The sequence below is a fragment of the Edaphobacter paludis genome (genome assembly GCF_039993895.1).
In the GTDB taxonomy this organism is placed as follows: Bacteria; Acidobacteriota; Terriglobia; order Terriglobales; family Acidobacteriaceae; genus Edaphobacter; species Edaphobacter paludis.
The window spans coordinates 3,633,001-3,652,654 of sequence record NZ_CP121194.1 but is presented as its reverse complement, the minus strand read 5'-3'; the positions used below and the strand labels follow the sequence as shown (position 1 = coordinate 3,652,654).

12 protein-coding genes are annotated in these 19,654 nt (G+C 57.1%); 4 read left to right on the top strand and 8 right to left on the bottom strand.

Features of this window, described 5'->3' with window-relative positions:
* Positions 1-12 precede the first annotated feature (12 nt).
* Complete coding sequence (locus P4G45_RS15185; RefSeq protein ID WP_348267322.1) at positions 13-1,527, bottom strand: glycosyl hydrolase family 39; 1,515 nt, start codon at positions 1,525-1,527, stop codon at positions 13-15.
* An 841-nt stretch (positions 1,528-2,368) separates the two neighbouring features.
* On the opposite strand from P4G45_RS15185, the gene P4G45_RS15180 reads away from it, so the two are divergent.
* The 3 genes from P4G45_RS15180 to P4G45_RS15170 all read left to right on the top strand — a co-directional run bounded on the left by P4G45_RS15180 (position 2,369) and on the right by P4G45_RS15170 (position 10,660).
* A complete protein-coding gene (locus P4G45_RS15180; RefSeq protein WP_348267321.1) occupies positions 2,369-5,914 on the top strand; it encodes a TonB-dependent receptor in 3,546 nt (1,181 codons plus the stop codon).
* Positions 5,915-6,062: 148 nt separating this feature from the next.
* Positions 6,063-9,485, top strand: a complete 3,423-nt coding sequence (locus tag P4G45_RS15175; RefSeq protein ID WP_348267320.1) for a glycosyl hydrolase — start codon at positions 6,063-6,065, stop codon at positions 9,483-9,485.
* A complete protein-coding gene (locus tag P4G45_RS15170) occupies positions 9,482-10,660 on the top strand; it encodes a tetratricopeptide repeat protein (RefSeq protein ID WP_348267319.1) in 1,179 nt (392 codons plus the stop codon). The genes P4G45_RS15175 and P4G45_RS15170 overlap by 4 nt, the downstream gene beginning before the upstream one ends.
* Positions 10,661-10,723: 63 nt before the next feature.
* On the opposite strand, the gene P4G45_RS15165 is transcribed toward P4G45_RS15170, so the two are convergent.
* The 4 genes from P4G45_RS15165 to P4G45_RS15150 form a co-directional block, all read right to left on the bottom strand.
* On the bottom strand, positions 10,724-12,055 hold the full coding sequence (locus P4G45_RS15165; protein ID WP_348267318.1) for a M56 family metallopeptidase: 1,332 nt from the start codon (positions 12,053-12,055) through the stop codon (positions 10,724-10,726).
* A complete protein-coding gene (locus tag P4G45_RS15160; protein WP_348267317.1) occupies positions 12,052-12,453 on the bottom strand; it encodes a BlaI/MecI/CopY family transcriptional regulator in 402 nt (133 codons plus the stop codon). The genes P4G45_RS15165 and P4G45_RS15160 overlap by 4 nt, the downstream gene beginning before the upstream one ends.
* A gap of 495 nt (positions 12,454-12,948) precedes the next feature.
* A complete protein-coding gene (locus tag P4G45_RS15155; RefSeq protein WP_348267316.1) occupies positions 12,949-13,608 on the bottom strand; it encodes an HNH endonuclease in 660 nt (219 codons plus the stop codon).
* Positions 13,609-13,632: 24 nt separating this feature from the next.
* Positions 13,633-14,352 carry a ComF family protein gene (locus P4G45_RS15150; protein WP_348267315.1) on the bottom strand — a complete coding sequence of 240 codons (720 nt, stop codon included), beginning with the start codon at positions 14,350-14,352 and terminating at the stop codon, positions 13,633-13,635.
* Positions 14,353-14,796: 444 nt separating this feature from the next.
* Here P4G45_RS15150 and P4G45_RS15145 point away from each other — a divergent pair, with 444 nt between their 5' ends.
* Positions 14,797-17,091 (top strand): OPT family oligopeptide transporter, encoded by a 2,295-nt coding sequence (locus P4G45_RS15145; RefSeq protein ID WP_348267314.1) that lies wholly within the window; start codon positions 14,797-14,799, stop codon positions 17,089-17,091.
* Between the two features lie 17 nt (positions 17,092-17,108).
* Here P4G45_RS15145 and P4G45_RS15140 read toward each other — a convergent pair whose 3' ends face one another.
* Genes P4G45_RS15140 through P4G45_RS15130 form a run of 3 tightly spaced genes read right to left on the bottom strand, consistent with a single transcriptional unit; the run spans position 17,109 to position 19,405 of the window.
* Positions 17,109-18,077 (bottom strand): HEAT repeat domain-containing protein, encoded by a 969-nt coding sequence (locus tag P4G45_RS15140; protein ID WP_348267313.1) that lies wholly within the window; start codon positions 18,075-18,077, stop codon positions 17,109-17,111.
* 9 nt (positions 18,078-18,086) lie between these two features.
* Positions 18,087-18,824, bottom strand: a complete 738-nt coding sequence (locus tag P4G45_RS15135) for a hypothetical protein (protein WP_348267312.1) — start codon at positions 18,822-18,824, stop codon at positions 18,087-18,089.
* Positions 18,821-19,405 carry an RNA polymerase sigma factor gene (locus P4G45_RS15130; protein WP_348267311.1) on the bottom strand — a complete coding sequence of 195 codons (585 nt, stop codon included), beginning with the start codon at positions 19,403-19,405 and terminating at the stop codon, positions 18,821-18,823. The genes P4G45_RS15135 and P4G45_RS15130 overlap by 4 nt, the downstream gene beginning before the upstream one ends.
* Between the last annotated feature and the right edge of the window lie 249 nt (positions 19,406-19,654).

Sequence of the window (19,654 nt, the reverse complement as noted above, 5' to 3'; positions counted from 1 at the left end):
CCCTTTGAAAAACTATTTGTACTGCACTACAGCAACCTCAAACGGCTGTAAGGAAAGAATATGGCCTTGCAGAGTCTCTTGTGTTGCGGCGTGATCCTCGGTGGTGGGCGCGACCAAATTTACTGTTGCACCATCGGCTTCTGTCGGCAAAGATATCTGTTCTGCGCGATTACGTTTATTGATCGCCAGCAGAACTTTGCCATGGTTGGTTTCGAAAGCCTGTACCGTAAGAGCCCCATTGGGATTCGTGGTCTCCACGAGCTTGTCACCTGGGCCGAAGTTATCCTTCAGTAGCTTCAGCACCCAAAAGCGCGCATTGGGTTCCGTGGTTTCGTAGTCCATCATGCTCACGCTGGGAAACTGCGAGGGATAGCCGACTAGCTGGGATTCGCCGAGCACATCGATTCCCATCTTCGCTGTCTCCACATAGATGTGCGCATACATCGCGCCAGCGAGGTTCCAGTAGCTCTTCGGCGCGGGCTTGCCCACATATCCAAGTTGACGGATTTCCTTATCGTCCTCTGTCAAAATGACACCAAGCTCATCAAGGTCCGTCTTTGTCGAGGGCGAGTAGCGTTTGCGAATCTGCTCCACATAGCGGACAGTATTCAGAAAACCTTCAGCCTGATCGAAGAACGTGTACTGCCAGTCATCGAGATTCTGGTCCGCCGTCGGTGTTGCATAAAAGTGATAGCTGATGAAGTCCAACGGAGCGCCCTTCCTGTGATTGGCCGGATTCAGAAAGTACTCGAACATCTCCGGATCTTTGCTCGGTGCGGCCAGCGCCAGCCCAACGAATTTGATGTCCGGATCGACCTTCAGCATCGCCGCTGTCACTGAGTCATAGAACTTCGTATATTCCTGCGGGGTCCAATGGTGCTCGAAATCGATCTCATTCAGCACCTCCCAGTAAGGCACCTTGTAGTGATGGCCAGACTCATGTCGCTTGCCATATTCATCCGTGAAACCGCCCTTGGTATACCAGCTCAGCAGCCGCGCAAAGTACTCCGAGACCTCCTTCATGGAAGGATCACGCAACTCAGTACCCTGCGTGTAATTCCAGAAGACCTGATTCGGGTCGTCAGGAAAGGTGACAGGCTTTTCGGTCTTATACATCCATGCCGGAATCGTACTAAAGTTCAGGATGACCGAATGGCCTTCGGTCGCCTTCATAAAGTCGTCCAGTGTTGGGTCGATGTGGGCGAAGTCCCACGACGTCTTGCCGTCGGCGGGCGCACTCAACTCCGCTACGGCCTGGCGCGGATATGGCAGCCACGGAACGTACCGCACGTAGTCGGCACCCAGCATATGCAACGCCGCAAAGGAGGAGTCATGCAGCTTGGCACCGCGAAGGAGTTGCGGATTCACCACTACCTGTAACGTCGGTGTCGATTGCGAGACCCTGATCACCTTTGCCCAATCGACCGTAACCTCTTCAGGTTTTGCTGCCTCTTGTGCCGCTGCTGTGAGGCCGCACAACAAGACCGCAACAATTGCCGATAGAACATTCTTCGAGGACAACCCCATTCTTTTCTCCCTGGTCAACAATTTCGTTCCGCTCGCGCGTCGCCACTCTGGAATGCCTTTATATAAGAAGACTGGAACGACAGCTACAGTAGGGTGCCAAATCTGTCGTGTCAACAAAATAAAATAGTTTACCTATTGACGGTTCTCTTTGCCTTTGTGTGGTCCTACCTCAACGCCATAGGTGCGCTGCGGCGGCCAGCTCTCGTTGGATAAAACGACTGGACACTTTTGCAAGAGGTTGGATTTCATGTGGTTGCATCCGCAGGCAATCAGCGGCGGTCGCAAACCCGATTGCACAGGGAGCTACGGCGAATCAATCGGGAAGTCAGTCCCACAAATGGTATGACAGCTTTCTCTCCCGGTAGAGTTGCCGTGCTGACCGGACTGGGTTAGACGAGGCATTTGGAGCCACGGTCAATAGAAAAACTATTTTTAAACCTTGACATCGCTATTTGGCTGGAGGTACTGTTGCGGCGTTCCTAAACGATAGACAGTATCCGGCGGAAGAAATTTCGCTTTGATTGGCTCTCCGCCTGGTTACCGGAGGGATAAAGAACGGGCCAAACGTAGTCTTTCGGTTTTATATCCAGCTATTCCAAGGGGCACTGCGGCAGAGCTAAATCGGAGCAGCATCGGCAGTCTGTCGAGAGGGTTGCCAGTACGCTGCGTGGGCAATTCTGTACAGAAGGATTCGCTGCATAGAACTTAGTTGAAATGTCTGATGGCTCTATCGTTCTTAGTAACTCAGCTCGAAACATTGAGGAGGTCCACCATGCAAGACCGCGCGACGATTCAACAGGTCAGATCGACCAAATCAAAATTATTCCTAAGTCCTATGTGGATGATGCTTTTCCTATTCACCCTGATTGCAGCTTCCGGCAGGCTCTATGCTCAGGCGGGAGCGACAGGCACAATTCTGGGAACTGTAAGCGACAGCACAGGCGCCATGGTCCCGAACGCGAATGTGACCGTGACCAACACCGCAACGGGCGCTGTAGTTCGCATGACGACCAGTTCTTCCGGCGACTATCAGGCCTCGTCACTCAACCCGGGAACCTATTCCGTGTCGGCAGAGATGGCCGGGTTCCAGAAATCCGTGACCAGCTCGTTCACGCTGGCGGTCGACCAGAGGATTCGTGTCAATGTGGCTCTAAAGACTGGGGCCGTGACTGAGACTGTGGAAGTCATGGCACAAGCTCTGGCCCTGGATACGGACAGTTCCGCTATCGGCCAGCTAGTGAGTCAGAAACAAGTGGAGGAGCTCCCGTTGAATGGACGCAACTTCATGCAGTTGCTGCTGCTGGGGGCGGGTGCGGTAACGGTAGGCGGAGAGCAGGGAACGATGAGACAGGGTTCAGGCAACGCGATCAGCATCAACGGCGCGCGACCTGAGTCGAATAACTACACACTTGATGGCTTGATCAATACGGACACAGCACTCGTTACCCCGGCGGTCATTCTGTCGCAGGATGCGATCCAGGAGTTCAAGGTCGAGAGTGGAAGCTATCCTGCAGAGTTTGGCTTCAGCGCCAACCAGATCAATCTCGTCAGCAAGAGCGGCACAAATAAAATTCACGGTACGGTGTTCGAGTTCAACCGGAACAATGTATTCGACGCGAGCCCTTTCCCCACTGCCGCCGACTACCAGTCGGGCATCAACACTGGAAACCCCAAGTTACGTCAGAACCAGTTTGGCTTTGTCGCGGACGGCCCTGTTTACCTTCCTAAGCTATACGACGGACGCAACAAGACGTTCTGGATGGCGAACTACGAAGGCTGGCGCATCATCAACGGAATTGTTGAGAAGGCGTCTGTTCCCAACCCGGCAGTTTTAGGGGGCGATTTTTCCGCGGAGAATTTGCCGGCATATGGAACCGCAGCCTGCACCAAGAATCTGGCCTCCAGTTTGAATTGCCTCCCCGTGGATCCGCTCACCGGTCAGCCTTTTCCGGGGAATAAGATCCCTTCCGATCGCATTACCTCCCGGCTGGCAACCGCTGCCATTGGCGCAGGATTCTGGCCGACTCCCAACGCGGGAGCGACCAATGCGGCTCCCGGCACCGTCAACTTTGTGAAATCCGTCGGATTGCCCCTGGTCACGAACCAGCAGACCTATCGCGTGGATCAGACATTAGGAAAGTTCGGTCTCATCTTTGGCCGTTACACCTATTCGACGTATCAGAACAGCAGCCTCAACTCAGCTTCGCTCGTCTATGGGCTCGAAACCCAATACGAGAAGCAGAAGAACTGGGAGATCTCACATACCATCAGCTTAGGCACCCACAGCACCAACAACTTCCGCTTCGGCTATCTGGACGCTTCGGCTCCGCAGGGCGCCACAACACCTCCGCAGTCCTTTGTCACCTCGCTCGGCCTTAGTGGAATTTTTCAAAAATATGGCCCTCTTCAGTTGACTTATCCCAACATCGGCCTGAGCCAGTATGCCGGGACAGGTGGCCCGGTGAATGCCTATACCGGATCCGATCAACCCGCATGGGAGTTTGCGGATTCTTATAGCTGGGTGAAGGGAAGAAACACCTTTGGATTTGGTGGCGACTATCGGCGTTGGAGGCTGATTCGCAATCTGGATGATGACTTCCTTGGCGACTATGGTTTCAGTTCCGCTACCATTGGCAACAATAAAGTTGGCTGCAGCAACAGCACCGGAGACTGCGGTACTGGAAACGCGGTTGCCGACATGCTTCTCGGTTATTACAGCAATGCAGCCGGTTATGTCCCGGGCCCACTTAGTCCCACCGACCAGGCGGGCAATCCCCAAACGCACATCTTCAGCTACTTTGCGCCTTATGCGCAGGACGACATCAAGGTAACCCAGAGATTGACCTTGAATGTTGGCCTTCGCTGGGATTATCGTGCCGCTCCCTATGAGGAGAAGAACCATTTCTTCTGGCTGGATGATCAGAACAAGCAGGGTGGCCTGTGCTATGCCGATAAGACCTTGGGAACAAACGGCGTGGCGAGTGGAGTTGGCTTAGACGGGGTGACGCCGATTCTGCGATATTGCGGATCGAATGTCCCTCACCCAGGTTCGAAGACTCCCTTCGCTCCGCGGTTCGGGTTCGCATACAATATGGGAGAGAAGACCGTCATCCGCGGCGGCTACGGCATCTTCTGGGATTCGTCTGAGGGCCGTGAGATCGACGACTCGGGCGACATCTATCCTTACGCCATCCGCAACTCTCTCAGCCCCGCTACAAACCCCGCGGCTCCTAAGCTGACGAATAACTTGTTCCCCAGTTTCGGAACCCTCGGACCTTTCCCGGTATCAACATTGACCTTCCTTGCTGTGATCGAGTCGGATAATCCGCTGAATCCATACGTGCAGCAATGGTCGCTTTCAACACAGCGGTCGCTTTCGAGAAATACGACGCTCGAACTGAACTACATCGGGTCCAAGGGAACCCATCTTCTGACTCGGCACGATATCGCTCAGCCAAATGCGATTCCTGCAAACGAGTTGGCATTTTGCGATACCCAGGATGCTAACGGCAAATACATCAATTCAGGAGTTGCTCCATGTACGCCTAACTCCCGGCTGCCCTATCCGAACTTCACCAATATCTACATCAACAGTGACTGGCACGGGTATTCAAACTACAACTCGTTCAATACAAAGTTTGAGCATCGCACCAGTTCGCTGGCGGTTACGGCAATCTACACCTGGGCGAAGAGCATGGACGACAAGTCGGCGGCAGCCGGCGTTGGCGCCAGCGGCGCAGGCTATCAGGGCTTTATGGACAACCACAACCCGAATTTAGATTATGGCCCGTCAGACTTCGACGTGAATCAGCGTTTCGTCACGAGCTATGTCTACGACCTGCCCATTGGTCGCGGCAAGAAAGTGCTGGGACAGGTTAATCGCGCTACCGACGTATTGGTGGGCGGTTGGGAGCTAACCGGCATTACAACGCTCCAGACTGGATTCCCATTCGGAATCAATTCGGCAGACCCGCTTGGTTATACCGGAAGTATTGCACCCCGGGCCAGCTATATCCCGGGTTGCAATATTCATAGTGGTTTGACCGCGCAGTTCCAGCGGTTGAATATGTCCTGCTTCTATCAATCGGCGCCGGGGGTATTCGGCAATACCGGCCGTAACTTCCTGCGCCAGCCAGGCATCAACAACTTCGACATCGGCTTGGCAAAGAGCATAGCTATAACGGAACAAATGAGAGTTGCTTTCCGTGTTGATACGTTCAACACGTTCAACCATCATCAATACGCGATTAACGTTGGCGGACTGGCAACTGGAGGATCAGGGGGCGGTTCCGCAATCGACAATGGCCTGACTGATTCGCTTGCAGGAAAAATTACAAGCTCATCGCCTGGCCGCGTCATTCAGTTGAGTGGAAAGCTGACGTTCTGAGCCGATAGCTGGAGCAGTTGAGAGAAGCCCACTGCGCAATGCAGCGGGCTTCTCTTGCGCTTTATCTCTGTCAAAACTAAATCGCTGAAAGTCATCGCCGGATTTCATGCGGTTACCGCAGCTTGCAGGAAACAATCCTGGAGATTCCATGAAGACAAGTTTTCAATCCATAAGAGCTGGCGGATTCGCCGCGATTGCATTACTGGCGTGTGGGCAGATGATTTTTGGGCAACAGGCTTCCCCGGATCTGCAGCAGGGTTTCCAAAGCCCTCCTGAGAGCGCGCGGCCGCGGGTCTGGTGGCATTGGATGAATGGCAATATCACCAAGGACGGAATCAATCTCGATCTCGACTGGATGAAGCGGATCGGCATTGGCGGCTTTCAGAATTTCGATGCCGCGCTAGGCACTCCTCAGGTCGTTCAGAAGCGTCTTGTCTACATGACTCCTGAGTGGAAGGATGCGTTTCTGTTTACGACGCACAAGGCCGACGCACTCGGCCTCGAGATGGCAATCGCGGGATCGCCCGGATGGAGTGAGAGCGGCGGTCCGTGGGTTAAGCCGTATCAGGCCATGAAGAAGGTGGTCTGGAGCGAAACCGTAGTGGAAGGTGGCCAGCCCTTTCATGGAGTGCTTCCTCCCCCGCCGAAGCAAACGGGACCATTTGGCGACTTGGCGCAGGCTGATCTGATGGGGGCAATGGGCGGAGCCGACGCCCCTCCTCCGCCGGTGGATTTTGGAGCGGACAGCGTGGTGATTGCATATCGCATACCTGCCGACGAAATCTCAATGACGGAGTTGAAGCCGAAGGTCACAACCAGCGCGGGCAGCGTGGCCGACGCCTCGTTATTGTGGGACGGCGATCTGAATCACTCGATTGAGTTTCTTGCAGCGGCACCGGGACAGAAAAGCTGGGTTCAGTTTGAGTTTGCAAAGCCGCAGTCCATTCAGGCAGTCACTTTTGCAATGGGTGGCCCCGGCGATCCGCTGGCGCAGTTCCAGGGCGAGACCGGTCAGGGGCCAGTACTGGAGAAGAGCGACGATGGCGTCACCTTTGAAGAGATTGTTCGTATGCCTACTGCGGGCGCGGTGCAGCACACCATGTCGTTTCAGCCGGTAAGTGCGCGGTTCTTCAGACTGAGTTTTCTTGAGAAGGAGCCTGCCAAAGCAGGACTGGGGGATATCGATCTAAGTGAGTTTGGCGGGAAGCCTCCGACGGGTCCTGCTATGCGCCGCATCGCGGAGCTTGAATTGCACACGGGTGCGCGGGTGAATCGATTTGAAGAGAAGGCGGCATTTGCCGCACTGCTCGACAATTATGCGGCAGCTACTCCGAAGACTTCCGCCGCATCTGCGATTCCAGTGGCTGAAGTAATCGACCTGACCAGCAAGATGCAGAAGGACGGCACGCTGGATTGGACCCCTCCGCCTGGCCGATGGACAGTTCTGCGCATGGGCTATTCGCTGACTGGCATCACCAATCACCCAGCCTCGCCCGAGGCGACAGGGCCCGAAGTCGACAAGTTGAACGCCGGATACGTGAAGGATTATTTCGACAACTATCTCGACCAATACAAGTCCGCCACTGGCGGAATGATGGGAAAGCGCGGTCTGCAATATGTCATCAACGATAGCTGGGAGGCCGGAACAGAGAACTGGACCAACGATATGATTCCGGAGTTCATCAAGCGTCGCGGCTACAATCCCGCGCCATGGTTGCCCGTACTCACCGGACGCATTGTCGGGAGCGCCGCAGACAGCGATCGCTTTCTGTGGGACTTCCGTAGGACGCTCGCAGAACTTCTCGCCGAGAACCATTACGGCACGCTGTCGGCGGAACTGCACGCCCGCGGCATGGGCCAGTACGGCGAGTCGCACGAAGAAGGCCGCGCCACCATCGGCGACGGCATGGAGATGAAGCGCTACGACGATGTGCCCATGGCTGCGATGTGGGTACAGCATCCCGGGGTGAATGCCGACCAGCCCGGCTACAACGCCGATATCCGGGAGTCGGCCTCAGTCGCGCACATTTGGGGAAAAAATCTGGTGGCTGCCGAATCGATGACCGCCGCCAGCAATCCGTGGGGGTGGTGCCCGAATACGCTGAAACCCACCGCAGACAAGGAGCTGGCCGAGGGGCTGAATCGCTTTGTGATCCACACCTCGGTGCACCAGCCGCTGGTTGGAAAAGCGCCGGGACTCGCACTGGGACCCTTCGGCCAGTGGTTCACCCGAAATGAATCATGGGCAGACCAGGCACAGCCCTGGATCACCTATCTCGCCCGCAACTCCTATCTGCTGCAGCAGGGAAAATTTGTTGCCGACATTGCCTACTTCTATGGCGAAGACAGCAACGTGACGGCGATCTTCGGCAGCAAGAATCCGGACGTACCTTCCGGCTATAACTTTGACTTTGTCAACGCGGACGCTCTGGAGCATAAACTCACGGTGCGCGACGGTGCACTGGTGACTGAGAGTGGAATGCGCTATCGCGTCCTCGTGCTCGATCCCTACAGCGAACATATGTCGCTTCCGGTCCTGCGCAGACTGCAGACTCTGGTGCATGACGGCGCAACCGTCATTGGCAAGCGGCCCGTCGATACTCCAAGCCTTGCGGATGATCAGGCTGCTTTCCACGCGATTGTGGATGACCTCTGGGGTAACACAGAGGAGAACCGCACTGCGGGAAAGGGACGAGTATTACAGCAGGGCAGCGTGGCCGAGGCGTTGGAGGAAGCGAAGGTCGCCCCAGACTTTACGTTCACCAAGCCCCGACCTGAGAGCAATGTATTGTTCGTTCATCGCAAGACCCTGACTGCGGATCTCTATTACATTGACAATCGAACCGACCAGGCGGAGTCTATCGACGCCGGTTTTGCGGTGACAGGCAAGGCCGCAGAACTGTGGCACGCCGACACCGGCAAAATTGAACCAGCGTCTTACACCATTGCGGAGGGCCGCACGACCGTACCGCTTAAGCTCGATCCCTATGGCACGGTGTTTGTAGTCTTTCGTCATGCCACGCAAAAGCTCTCTCGCCAACTTCCAGATGTGCATGAGACCACTGTCGCGTCGCTCGACGGCGCATGGGACCTGAGCTTTGAAAAGAATAAAGGCGCGCCGGATTCGATCAAACTCGACCAACTCACTTCATGGTCCGACAGCACCGATCCCGGCATCCGTTATTTCTCCGGTCATGGCACTTACACCAAACACATCAATCTCCCGGCATCGTCCTTCAAGAGCGGGGACGAGCTATGGATCGATCTCGGCACAGTAGACAATCTGGCCGAGGTGACGGTGAATGGCAAGCCGCTTGGGATTGCCTGGAAGTCACCCTATCGTGTCGACGCAACCAGTGCTCTTCGTCCCGGCGACAACATGCTACAGGTAAAGGTCGTGAATCTGTGGGTCAATCGGCTCATCGGAGATCAGCAGCCCAACGCGAAGCAGTACACTTTCACAGTGCATAATCCGTACAAAGCGACGTCGCCGCTCCAGGCTTCCGGATTAATCGGGCCAGTGCGAGTCGTGCGGGAAGAGCACGCGCAGGAGGCCAGAAAATCCGAATGAAGCTTCGCGTAGTGGGTATAGCCGTTCTTGGGTTAGCGCTGCTTCCTGTCCGCATTCCCGCACAGCAGACAGAGATGCAGCGTGAGTATGCCGCGGCACAACAGTCGCTGGCCGCGGGAGATGTCGATCGCGCGCTGAGCATGTTCGAGAAGCTGAGCCACGCGAATCCAGAGATCGCGGAGATCCATGCCACCATCGGCGTCATTCGTTTTCAAAAGGGTGACTACACCGGCGCATTGAAGCAGCTTGACGAGGCAAAACGCCTCAAGCCGGGGCTGCCCAGGCTCGACGGCCTGATCGCGATGTCGCAGGCCGAACTGGGACAATTCAAGGAGGCGCTTTCAAAGTTGGAGGAGACCTTCGCCACAGCAACCGACGAACCGGTGAAGCGCATGAGCGGCTTGCAACTCGAACGCGCGTACACAGCGTTGCGGCGGGATAGCGATGCAGTGAAGGTGGCGCTGGAGTTGCAACAGCTCTTCCCCTCCGATCCCGAGGTGCTGTATCACAATGAGCGCATCTTCGGAAACTTCGCATATCTCACCGTCCAAAAACTCGTCGAGGTGGCGCCGGACTCGATCTGGCGGCAGCAGGCGGCCGCCGAAGCTTACGAGAGTCAGGGCTCGTTCGATGAGGCGATTGCGGCGTATCGCCAAATCCTCACGCTCGATCCGAACCACCGCGGAATTCATTACCGGATTGGGCGGTGCCTCCGGGAGCGCGAACGGCACACGCATCATCCGGAAGACTTGGTCAGCGCGATGGCGGAGTTTCAGCAGGAGCTGAAGCTCAATCCGCAGAATGCAAACGCCGCATACGAGATAGGGGAACTGCATCGTCTGGCCGGAGAACCGGAGCCCGCAAAGACTTATTTCGAGGCCGCGCTCAAAATCTATCCAGACTTCCCCGAAGCAAACGTCGGACTGGGAACCGTTCTTGCATCGCTCGATAAACCCGCCCAGGCGCTCCCATACCTGAAGGCGGCGGTAGCGAGTGATCCTACGGACGAAGCTTCCTGGTATCGCCTGTCACAGGTCGAACGTGCGCTGGGCGATAAGGCGCAGCAGGAAGCCGCCATGAAAGAGTTCCTCAAGCTTCATAGTCAAAATGGGAGCACACTCTTCAAACCTGTCCGCGATGTCAGCAAGCAGGAAGTCAAGGCGGACATTCCGTAAAGACAACTGGCCGGCAAGTAATTCTCTCGCCGGCCAGCCCATGTTCCTCACCTTGTTCACCCATCAACTCCCCAAGGTAAACGTGACATTAATCGTCGTCTCTACCGCTGTTGGTTCTCCATTCAGCAGGAACGGCTTGTAATGCCACGTTTTCACCGCCTTCATCGCGGCTTCATCGTAGTCACTTCGCAGGCTCTTTATCACTTGCAGATTGCTGACGACTCCGTCTTTATTGATGATCGCCTTCAGGCTACAGGTGCCATCCACGGTATCCTTGTTGGCCTTTGCCTGCGCGGGATACACAGGATTTTCGCCGCCAATTCTACTTCCAGCCATGATTGCCCCCTTCACATTCACGGGCGCGTTAGCCGCAGTCGCAGCAGGCGGCGGTTCATTCACATCCAGCCTCAGCGCGAGCGCCGAACCGCAGGTCGCCACTCCAATCAGAACGCATACCGCTGCGAAACCCGCCCGCAGCAGCCCTCTTGTCTCTCTTTGTTTCGTCATCAGGCTCATAACTCTCCTCTCCAGAATGTTGGCATCGAAGATTCCGATGGCGTGAATGTTGATGGTCTGCGGCTGCTTCAGCATCAGTGAAGCCAGCCGCAGCAGCGACCGTGCATAGCGTTCCTTTGTGGTTACAAATTCCGCGGCCATCGCATCGCACACCAGCTCGCGGCTCTGCCGTATCTGCGCCTTCAGCCACCGCGTCATCGGGTGATAGCTCAGCGGCAGCGAAATCAGCTCGTAAAGCATGTTCTTCAGGAAGTCGCGCCTCTGCATGTGAGCGAGCTCATGCCCCAGCGCGGCCTCCACATCGCTCGCCTCCGCTGTCTCCATAAAGTCAGGAGGAACCAGCAGCGTTCGCCGTCGAAAGCCCAGCGTCAGAGGACCTGCAATCAGCGGCGTACTCGCAATCTCCACATCGCGCAGATCGAAGATTCGGCAACAGCGCTCCCAGGTGACCTGCGAATCGCCGGTCAGCGAAAGCCTCCGCGAACCGCGCCGCAGACCTTCGCTCTGCACCAGTCCCCAGATAAGCCGTCCGCAGAAGAACAGCACAAACCCCAGATAAACGATCGTCGCTCCATGGCGCAGTCCCGGCGGCAGATGCAGGGCTGTCCCGGTGCTCTGCGTGAATCTCCCCACCTCCACCTGAACTGTTCCCGTCGCCGTTCCGCTGGCGCCAAAGCCATGCCGCATCCAGACTCCGGGAACACCACACGCCGGAAGAACAGCCGCGATCAGCAGCGAGGTCACCCAGACCCACTGCTCCGCCTGCGGCCCCATGCGCCGCACTAGGCGAGCGCAGCCATAGCCTGCCAGACAGATCAACGGGATCTGCCACAGCGAGTTCACCAGATACCCCAGCACAAACTCCTCGAGGCCTCTCATCGCTCACCCCCTTCTCCGTCTCCGCCTTCTTCGATCTCTTCCAACCTGCGGCTTAACTCGGCGATCTTCTTCGCGTCGAGCTGCTTGCTCTTGATCAGGCTCATCACCAGTTCTTCGCTCGATCCACCGAACATCCGGTCCACCATGTCGCGCAGCGCATGGCTCACCGCCCTGGCCTCGGTCACGGTCGCGCTGTACTCATAGGCCCGCCCCTGCAAGCTGCGTTTCAGCTTGCCCTTGCGGTGCAGAATGTTCAGCATCGTCTGCACGGTCGTATAGGCCAGCCGCTGCTCCAGCCCCTCCTGCACCTCGCCAACATTGCTCGTGCCCCGCCTCCAGATCACCTGCATGATCTGCAACTCCAGCTTCGTCAAACCCTCTTTATCCTGCTCGCCCATGGCCCATCTCCTAATGAGTTAGGACATTATGCCGGAGTCAAGTCGCTTGTCAACTAAAAACTTAGGAGATAATCTCCAAACTTGTGGCCTTCTGTGGAGTCTGCATCCCTCAAGGTGCCAACGGCGCAGCCTGATGTGTCAAGTCCCACAATCTTGGCTGCTCCTCGCAAACGAAAGAAAAATAGAGGCTTACACCGAAAAATAAAACTCTACAAAGTGCAAAAGAGTTCCACCCGATTCATTACACTGAAAACAGTGGAAGCAACCCAATGATTTCTGATTCACAAAGCTTGACCGGGGTTCAGATCGACCGCACCTTCAACCCGAAAAAGGGCATCTTAACCATTTCAAAATCAATGGTTTACGCTAACCCTTCTAGATGCAAGACCTTACAGATTATCTTCTTTAGATAGAAGACTTTAGAACCTTAAGTACAGGGTGGGGGTACCTCAGAAACAGGCCCGAAGCATCCGCAATATGTAAACGGAAAAAGCCCTAAGCCGCGTCACCCGCCTCAAAGTATAGATACTTCCGCCACGCGGCATCCGCGCTGCCGATCATCCGCATGATGTGCCGCGAAGTATGCAGACTGAACGGCCGAGGCTCGCGTTGCAACTTCATGTCTGTTAATTCATGCAGCAACTGGTTGCCTTTCCTGCGGTTGCAGTCATGGCAGCAGGCGACTAAATTTTCCCACGTTGAAAGACCGCCCCGCGAACGCGGAATCACATGGTCCAGCGTTAACTCGCCAGCCGTCAGCACAGCCGAGCAGTACTGGCAGCTATTGCGGTCTCGCAGCAGAATATTCTTGCGGCTCAAAGCCCGCGTCTGGTGCGGAATCCGCCTATATTCCAGGAGCCGTATCACGCTCGGCATGGCTATATTCACCCGCGCCGCGTGCAGAATCGCGCCCTGCTCTTCCTCCGTGCGCGCCACTCCCTTCAGCACCAGCACCAGTGCCCGCCGCGCTCCGCAGATATTGATTGGTTCGTAGCTTGCATTCAGCACCAGCACCGGAGTCTGCATCGCCGGCTGTCGGAAGACGCCGATCCGCACATCCACATCCGACACCAGCCGTCCGCTGGCATGGGAGCTTCCATGTCCGGCATGCCGGTTTCCCGTCAATCTTTGCTTCCGTGTCTTCGCCGATTGCATCTTCCTGCCCTCCGGTTCAAGTCATCATGACTTCGTATCCCAAAGCTCGACCATCTCCCGCTGTGCCCGAGCCAGCGTTGCGACCCAGACCTTCGCCGCTCCCGCTCGCCGCAGGACTCGCGCACACTCCCGTGCTGTCGCTCCGGTCGTATAAATGTCATCGATCAGGAGAACCTCGCGTCCCGCGACCGGCGCGTTATTCCGCACCGCAAATGCCCCTTGCAGATTGCGTCTGCGGCCACGCGGAGTCAGCGCAAACTGGCTCTCCGTATCGCGCACACGCTGAATCACGCCATGTGCCGCCCGCAGCCTCCACTCTGGCCGGGTCTTCTTTAGCTCAGCTATTGCCGCATCTGCCAGCAGCATGGCCTGGTTGTATCCACGCTGACGCTCCTTAGAAGGAAACAGAGGCACCGCAACGACCATCAACTCTCTGGCGGACTCGCTCTCCAGCATCTCCACTGCCCGCGCCAGCATTCCCCCAAGCGGACCCGCCGCAGCGCTCATCCGCTCGTACTTCAGCAGATGCACCATCTCGCGCAATCCATCCTGATAGATCCCATAGGCCACCGCCCGTTCGAACTCCGGAGGCACCATTCGGCAAGGCGAGCAAAGCAGTCCCTCGGCAGGGAACTGTCCGGCAAACCGAACACCTTCCAGATCAAGGGCTTCCCCACAACGTCCGCAAAGCGTCGCCGTTTGCGCCGCCACTCCACCCAGGCAATCATCGCAAACAGGCGTCATTCCCGCTCGAAGCAGCGGTCCATCACAAACCTTGCAATCAGCAGGAAATACAGTCGTTACGAAATCATCGAGGACAGCCCGAACCACCCGTCCCGGCCGTTGAAGCAATCGCGACATCACATTTCCATCGAACGCCACCCTGGTTTGAGAACCAAGCGGCTCACCGGGTGGACCCCCGGTACGGCTTTCGAGCGCATTGTCATTCAAGCATTCGCTGAAGACGCACCTCACTCGCCGGCGCTCCAGGTCCCTCGGACCGCGCCATGCCCGCAGTATAGTCCCGAGTCTGGCATCACGCCAATCAATTCCTTGTGAACAAGTGTCCCGTGCCAGAAAACGCTCTGCGCTTTATGTGAGGTATCTTGACCCGCCCACCATCTCGTCCCCACTGATAAACTCCCATCCAGCCGGACACATTGTTTTACCAGCGGGGATAATCACAGAATGGCAACACCGACCATCACTAAAACCACTTACCAACCCTTCGTTCCCGCCAGCGAATCTCCCCGCGAGCTTACCCCCCGCGCCCTCATCCTGGGCGGTCTCTTCGGTGTCCTCTTTGGAGCGGTTACCGTCTACGTCGGCCTTCGCGCCGGGCTCACCGTTGCGGCGTCGATCCCCATCTCGGTTCTCTCCATCAGCATCCTGCGCGCCTTCGGACGTTCCAGCATCCTTGAAAACAACATCGTCCAGACCACCGGAAATGCAGGCCAGTCCATCGCCTCGGGAGTCATCTTCACGCTTCCCGCGTTGATTTTTTTAGGTTTTGATCTGGAGAGTACAAGGATCTTCGCCCTTGCCCTCTTCGGAGGCTGGCTCGGTGTTCTGTTCATGATTCCGCTCCGCCGCCAGCTTATCGTTGAGGAGCACGGAAGCCTCACCTATCCCGAAGGCACCGCCTGCGCCGACGTCCTCGAAGCCGGTGAACGTGGTGGCTCCTTCGCCAGCCGGGTCTTTCTCGGCCTGGGTCTCGGCGGCCTCTACACCCTGTTCCAGAATGACAACCTCTTCTCACTCTGGCCCTCGCAGCCCGACTACCAGCCCAACCTCGGCGCCCAGCATCTGCTTAAAGGCTCGGCTATCCGCGCAGACTGCACGTCCGAGTATCTCGGCGTCGGCTATATCATCGGCCTGCGCGTCTCCGCAGTTATGCTGGCCGGCGGAGTCTTCTCCTGGCTGGTCCTGATGCCCGCGATCTACTTCTTCGGCTCGCACCTCACCAGCCCCATCTACCCAGGCACCACGCTAATCAGCAACATGACGCCCTCGGACCTTTGGAGCACCTACGTCCGCCCCATGGGAGCAGGGGCCGTTGCGGCCTCCGGACTCATTACTCTGCTTCGCACAGCGCCAACCATCGTCTCCGCGCTGACCGAAGGTCTCGGCAGCATGGGCAAAAACCGCGCTGGCAATAAATCCGGCTTAGCTACTGCCAAAGCCATCCGCACCGAGCGCGACATCCCCATGCCCGTCGTCCTCGGAGGCAGTGCGCTGCTGGTGATCCTGATGTGGGCGTTCCTCCAGTTCCACCCTGTCCCCGGCGCGCAGGTCGGAGCATTGGCCAACCTCTCCGCCGCCGTCCTCGTCATCGTCTTCGGATTTTTATTCGTCACCGTCTCCGCCCGCATCGTCGGCATTGTAGGCAGCAGTGCTTCGCCGGTCTCTGGCATGACGATTGCCACTTTGATGGCCACTGCGGCCATCTTCCTCGTCCGTGGCTGGACTGCTCCCGCCTTTGGGGCGCTTGCCATCACCATTGGCGGCATCGTCTGCATCGCCGCCTCGAATGCCGGCGATACCTCGCAGGACCTCAAGACTGGCTTCCTCATCGGTGCGACTCCGTGGAAGCAGCAACTTGCGATCATGATCGGCGTCATCGTCTCCCTGTTTTCAATCGGGACCACGCTTAAGGCGATGAACACCGGACTTGAAACCTTCCAGCGCATGCAGAAACCCATCGTCTTCTCGCTCAATGCCCTACCCGACGGCGTTCAGAATGAAGGTAACTTCAAGCGCGACCACCTCTCGCTCACGTCGCATAACACCGACAACCCTACGCGCGAAGACGTTTCCAACGCCCACCAGTTCATCCTGCTCAACGCCATCGGTTCCTCTACGCTTGAGGACGGAAAATATCTTTACAACCCGCAGACCCATCAGATTGAAATCCAGTGGATTCAGGGTATCGGCAGCGAAAAAGCCGCCGCGCCGCAAGGCCGTCTCATGGCGACGGTCATCAACGGCATCCTCACGCGCAAACTTCCGTGGGGACTGGTCCTCTTGGGGGTAGCGCTGGTCATCTGCATCGAATTGCTCGGCATTCGCAGTCTGACCTTTGCCGTAGGTGCCTATCTCTCCATCGCTACTACGCTTGCCATCTTCGTCGGCGGCGTGATGCGCTGGATGGTAGACCGCGCTCTCGAAAAACGGGCCGCCACTAATCCCGAAGAGATCGACCCTGACACCGGCCTGCCTGTTCCCACCAGTGTTACTCCCGCCCTCGACTCCGAATCTGAGATCAGCTCCGGTTCGCTCTACGCTTCAGGCCTGATCGCGGCGGGCGGCATCGTCGGCCTTATGGGTGTGGCGGCTCGGCTCTACGAAGCAGCCACCGACAAGACCATCCCACGCTTCAGCGACCATAACCCGCTGTACCACGACTGGGTCAGCGTGATTATGTTTGCACTGCTGGCGTTCAGCCTTTACTACTTCGCCCGAAAGCCGCTGGAGGACAAGTAGGGCGGAGGCGGACCGGGTCATTTGCTGAGGAGTTCCATCATGTAGTCTGTCGCTGCCTTGTCATGCATGATGGCCAGTTGCGAGACGATGGAGCGCTTGAGATCGAGGTCTTTCTCGCTCCGGGCCAGCTCTACAAGGTGCGGCGCATCCTGTGTGATGAAGAGGGCGGAGATGATGGATCGCTTGGTTTGACGGTCTGAAGTGGTGTGGTAGACCTCAGCGAGGGTATCGTTGTCCCGCTTCCCTTGAAAGACCGCCATCATCATAATTGCCTGACGCTGGAGTTCGGGGTCCATCTTGCCGGTGACGGCGTCGTGGAGCATGGCCTGGGCCTCGGGAGATTTGCTTTGGGCGAGCACGAAGATGGCATGCTTCTTGACCCCGATGGGCTGATCGCCGTTGAGGATATTGCGGAGTGCCGGGATCGCCTTGGCGGGGTCCTGATTGAGCAGCGAGTTGAGAGCGAGGATCTTGATGTCCGGGTTGTCCTTTATATCAACATTGATGTCGGGGATGACGATAGGGTCGATGTGAATATCAGGATGGACATGAATGTTCATGTCCTGCGTGATCTTGTCGTTGAGATTGATGCGGATGTCGTTGTTGTCGATGGAAAGAACATCGCAGTCTTTGTTCCATGAGCTATTGGGGTATTGCGCGTGGAGCGTGTTGCAGATTGCCGCGGCATCGGAGCTGTGCTGGAGCTTGTTGAGCGAATAGGCCTTCCAATAAAGCGCGGCATCGGAACGCTTATCCTTTGCGGCGATCACTTTGTCGAACGCACGGATGGCCTCCTGCCAGCGATGTTCGTTCATGGCGCGTGTTCCGATGGCGTAGGGGCTGTTGTCATTGGCCGCGGTTGCGGGAAGAGGCGCGGGCGAGAAGACCATTCCATGCAACGGCTGTGCCACTGCGAAGGCAAGCAGAAGCGCTGGGGAGAGAAGATTGATGCTGATTCTTTTTGTCGTGATGATTGCGGGGGTCATGGCGGTTCCTTATTGAAGGTTGTCGTTCTGGCGGAGAATGCGAATGTCGAGCAGCAGGCCGGAGGTGTTCATCTCCAGGCGAAGCTGCAAAGTGTGGTGCGCGGGAGGCTCGTTGTCGAGCGTGGTCAGGACACGGCCAAGATCGTCAAGGACCGCGGCCTGAGCGAGGTCTCCGTGGTCGCGTGCGGTGCGGACATAGACAGCATTGCTAAGCCGCAGGTTGTGGGCTTCGGCACGGGTTGCAGGGTCGAGCGAGCCGGAGTCGTGGTTGACCTCGGTGAGAAGACGCTCGGCGGCGTCAAGATGGTTGGCAATGGCCGGGTCCGTAGGCTCGGTCGTCAGAGGGCCGTGCCCGTTGATCGCTGTGCTGGGATGGTTGACGCGGTCGATCGCGGGCAGCAGAGCGGCGATGTGGTCACGGTCGCGAGTCACATGAATGCCAACGAAGACAAATACAAGCAGCGCCACAGCAGCGAGACCCGCAGCCGGCCAGAGCGTAAATCGAGGGAAGAACCGGCGGCGCGGTTCGGGTGTAAGGACCGAGAGGTTGCCGCGGAGACGCTGCCAGTTGCGATCGAGATCGGGAGCGGGAACCGGATCGGAGGAGAAGATACGCAGGGTTTCGGCGATGGAGTCCGAAATAGCTGCGCACTCGGGACAGTATTCAAGATGCCGCTGAATGACGGCCTCGTTGGAGCTTTCGTGGAGCTGATAGGCGATGAGGTCTTCTTCGGAGAAGTGGGTCATGACAGGCCTCCTGCGAGGGGAGCGAGGGAGCGCCGAAGCTTGGCGACGGCACGGAAGACAGCCTGCTTGGCCGAGTTGGCGGGGACGTTGAGCGCAGTAGCTATCTCGGCGATGGGAAGGTCTTCCATGTGACGAAGCGTGAAGGCGGTCCGTTCCATGGGGGTAAGAGTGGCGAGTGCGTCGTTGCGAAGAGTGGCGGCTTCACGGTCGAGGAGCTGCCGTTCAGGACCGGGATGAGAGTCGACCAGTTGAACGGTTTGCTCAGTGGGGCAAGGTATGTCGTCGATACGAGGACCGTAGTGTGAGAGGTCGCGGTTGCGGCGTTCGACGAGATTGAGGGCGGTATTCATGGCAATTCTCGTGATCCAGGTGGAGAAGGAAGCGTCGTGACGGAAGCCGGGGAGCTTGTTGTAAGCGCGGAGGAACGCCTCCTGCGCTGCCTCTTCCGCGTCGGCTTGATTGCCGGTAATTCGGAAGGTGATGCGATGGACGGTGCAGAAGTGGCGATCCATGAGAACGCGGTAGGCGTCTCTGTTGCCAGCCAGTATCTGCTGAATCGCTTCTGCATCGCCTTCGTTCATTGCCCGATTAGACAACAGGTTTGGGCAGCGGTTAGGTTGGCAAAGATTTATTTTTTTGCGAACTTCATGGACGCAATGCGGACGTGTCTATCCGGCGTGCAAGAGGGACAAAAGACCGTGAAAGAGTCGGTTAGGTGGGGTGATTACAACCCGCTTGGGGTGCTACGCAGAAGCGTGATCAATCGATGGAAGCCGAAGTGGACTCATTTCCGCTACACTCTGCTTCAGTTGAATTTTGCGTGTGAATCG

Coding starts and splice junctions, on each gene's coding strand:
- P4G45_RS15185 (WP_348267322.1), bottom strand. CDS start 1,527: ATGGGGTTGTCCTCGAAGAATGTTCTATCGGCAATTGTTGCGGTCTTG.
- P4G45_RS15180 (WP_348267321.1), top strand. CDS start 2,369: ATGATGCTTTTCCTATTCACCCTGATTGCAGCTTCCGGCAGGCTCTAT.
- P4G45_RS15175 (WP_348267320.1), top strand. CDS start 6,063: ATGAAGACAAGTTTTCAATCCATAAGAGCTGGCGGATTCGCCGCGATT.
- P4G45_RS15170 (WP_348267319.1), top strand. CDS start 9,482: ATGAAGCTTCGCGTAGTGGGTATAGCCGTTCTTGGGTTAGCGCTGCTT.
- P4G45_RS15165 (WP_348267318.1), bottom strand. CDS start 12,055: ATGAGAGGCCTCGAGGAGTTTGTGCTGGGGTATCTGGTGAACTCGCTG.
- P4G45_RS15160 (WP_348267317.1), bottom strand. CDS start 12,453: ATGGGCGAGCAGGATAAAGAGGGTTTGACGAAGCTGGAGTTGCAGATC.
- P4G45_RS15155 (WP_348267316.1), bottom strand. CDS start 13,608: ATGCAATCGGCGAAGACACGGAAGCAAAGATTGACGGGAAACCGGCAT.
- P4G45_RS15150 (WP_348267315.1), bottom strand. CDS start 14,352: ATGACGCCTGTTTGCGATGATTGCCTGGGTGGAGTGGCGGCGCAAACG.
- P4G45_RS15145 (WP_348267314.1), top strand. CDS start 14,797: ATGGCAACACCGACCATCACTAAAACCACTTACCAACCCTTCGTTCCC.
- P4G45_RS15140 (WP_348267313.1), bottom strand. CDS start 18,077: ATGACCCCCGCAATCATCACGACAAAAAGAATCAGCATCAATCTTCTC.
- P4G45_RS15135 (WP_348267312.1), bottom strand. CDS start 18,824: ATGACCCACTTCTCCGAAGAAGACCTCATCGCCTATCAGCTCCACGAA.
- P4G45_RS15130 (WP_348267311.1), bottom strand. CDS start 19,405: ATGAACGAAGGCGATGCAGAAGCGATTCAGCAGATACTGGCTGGCAAC.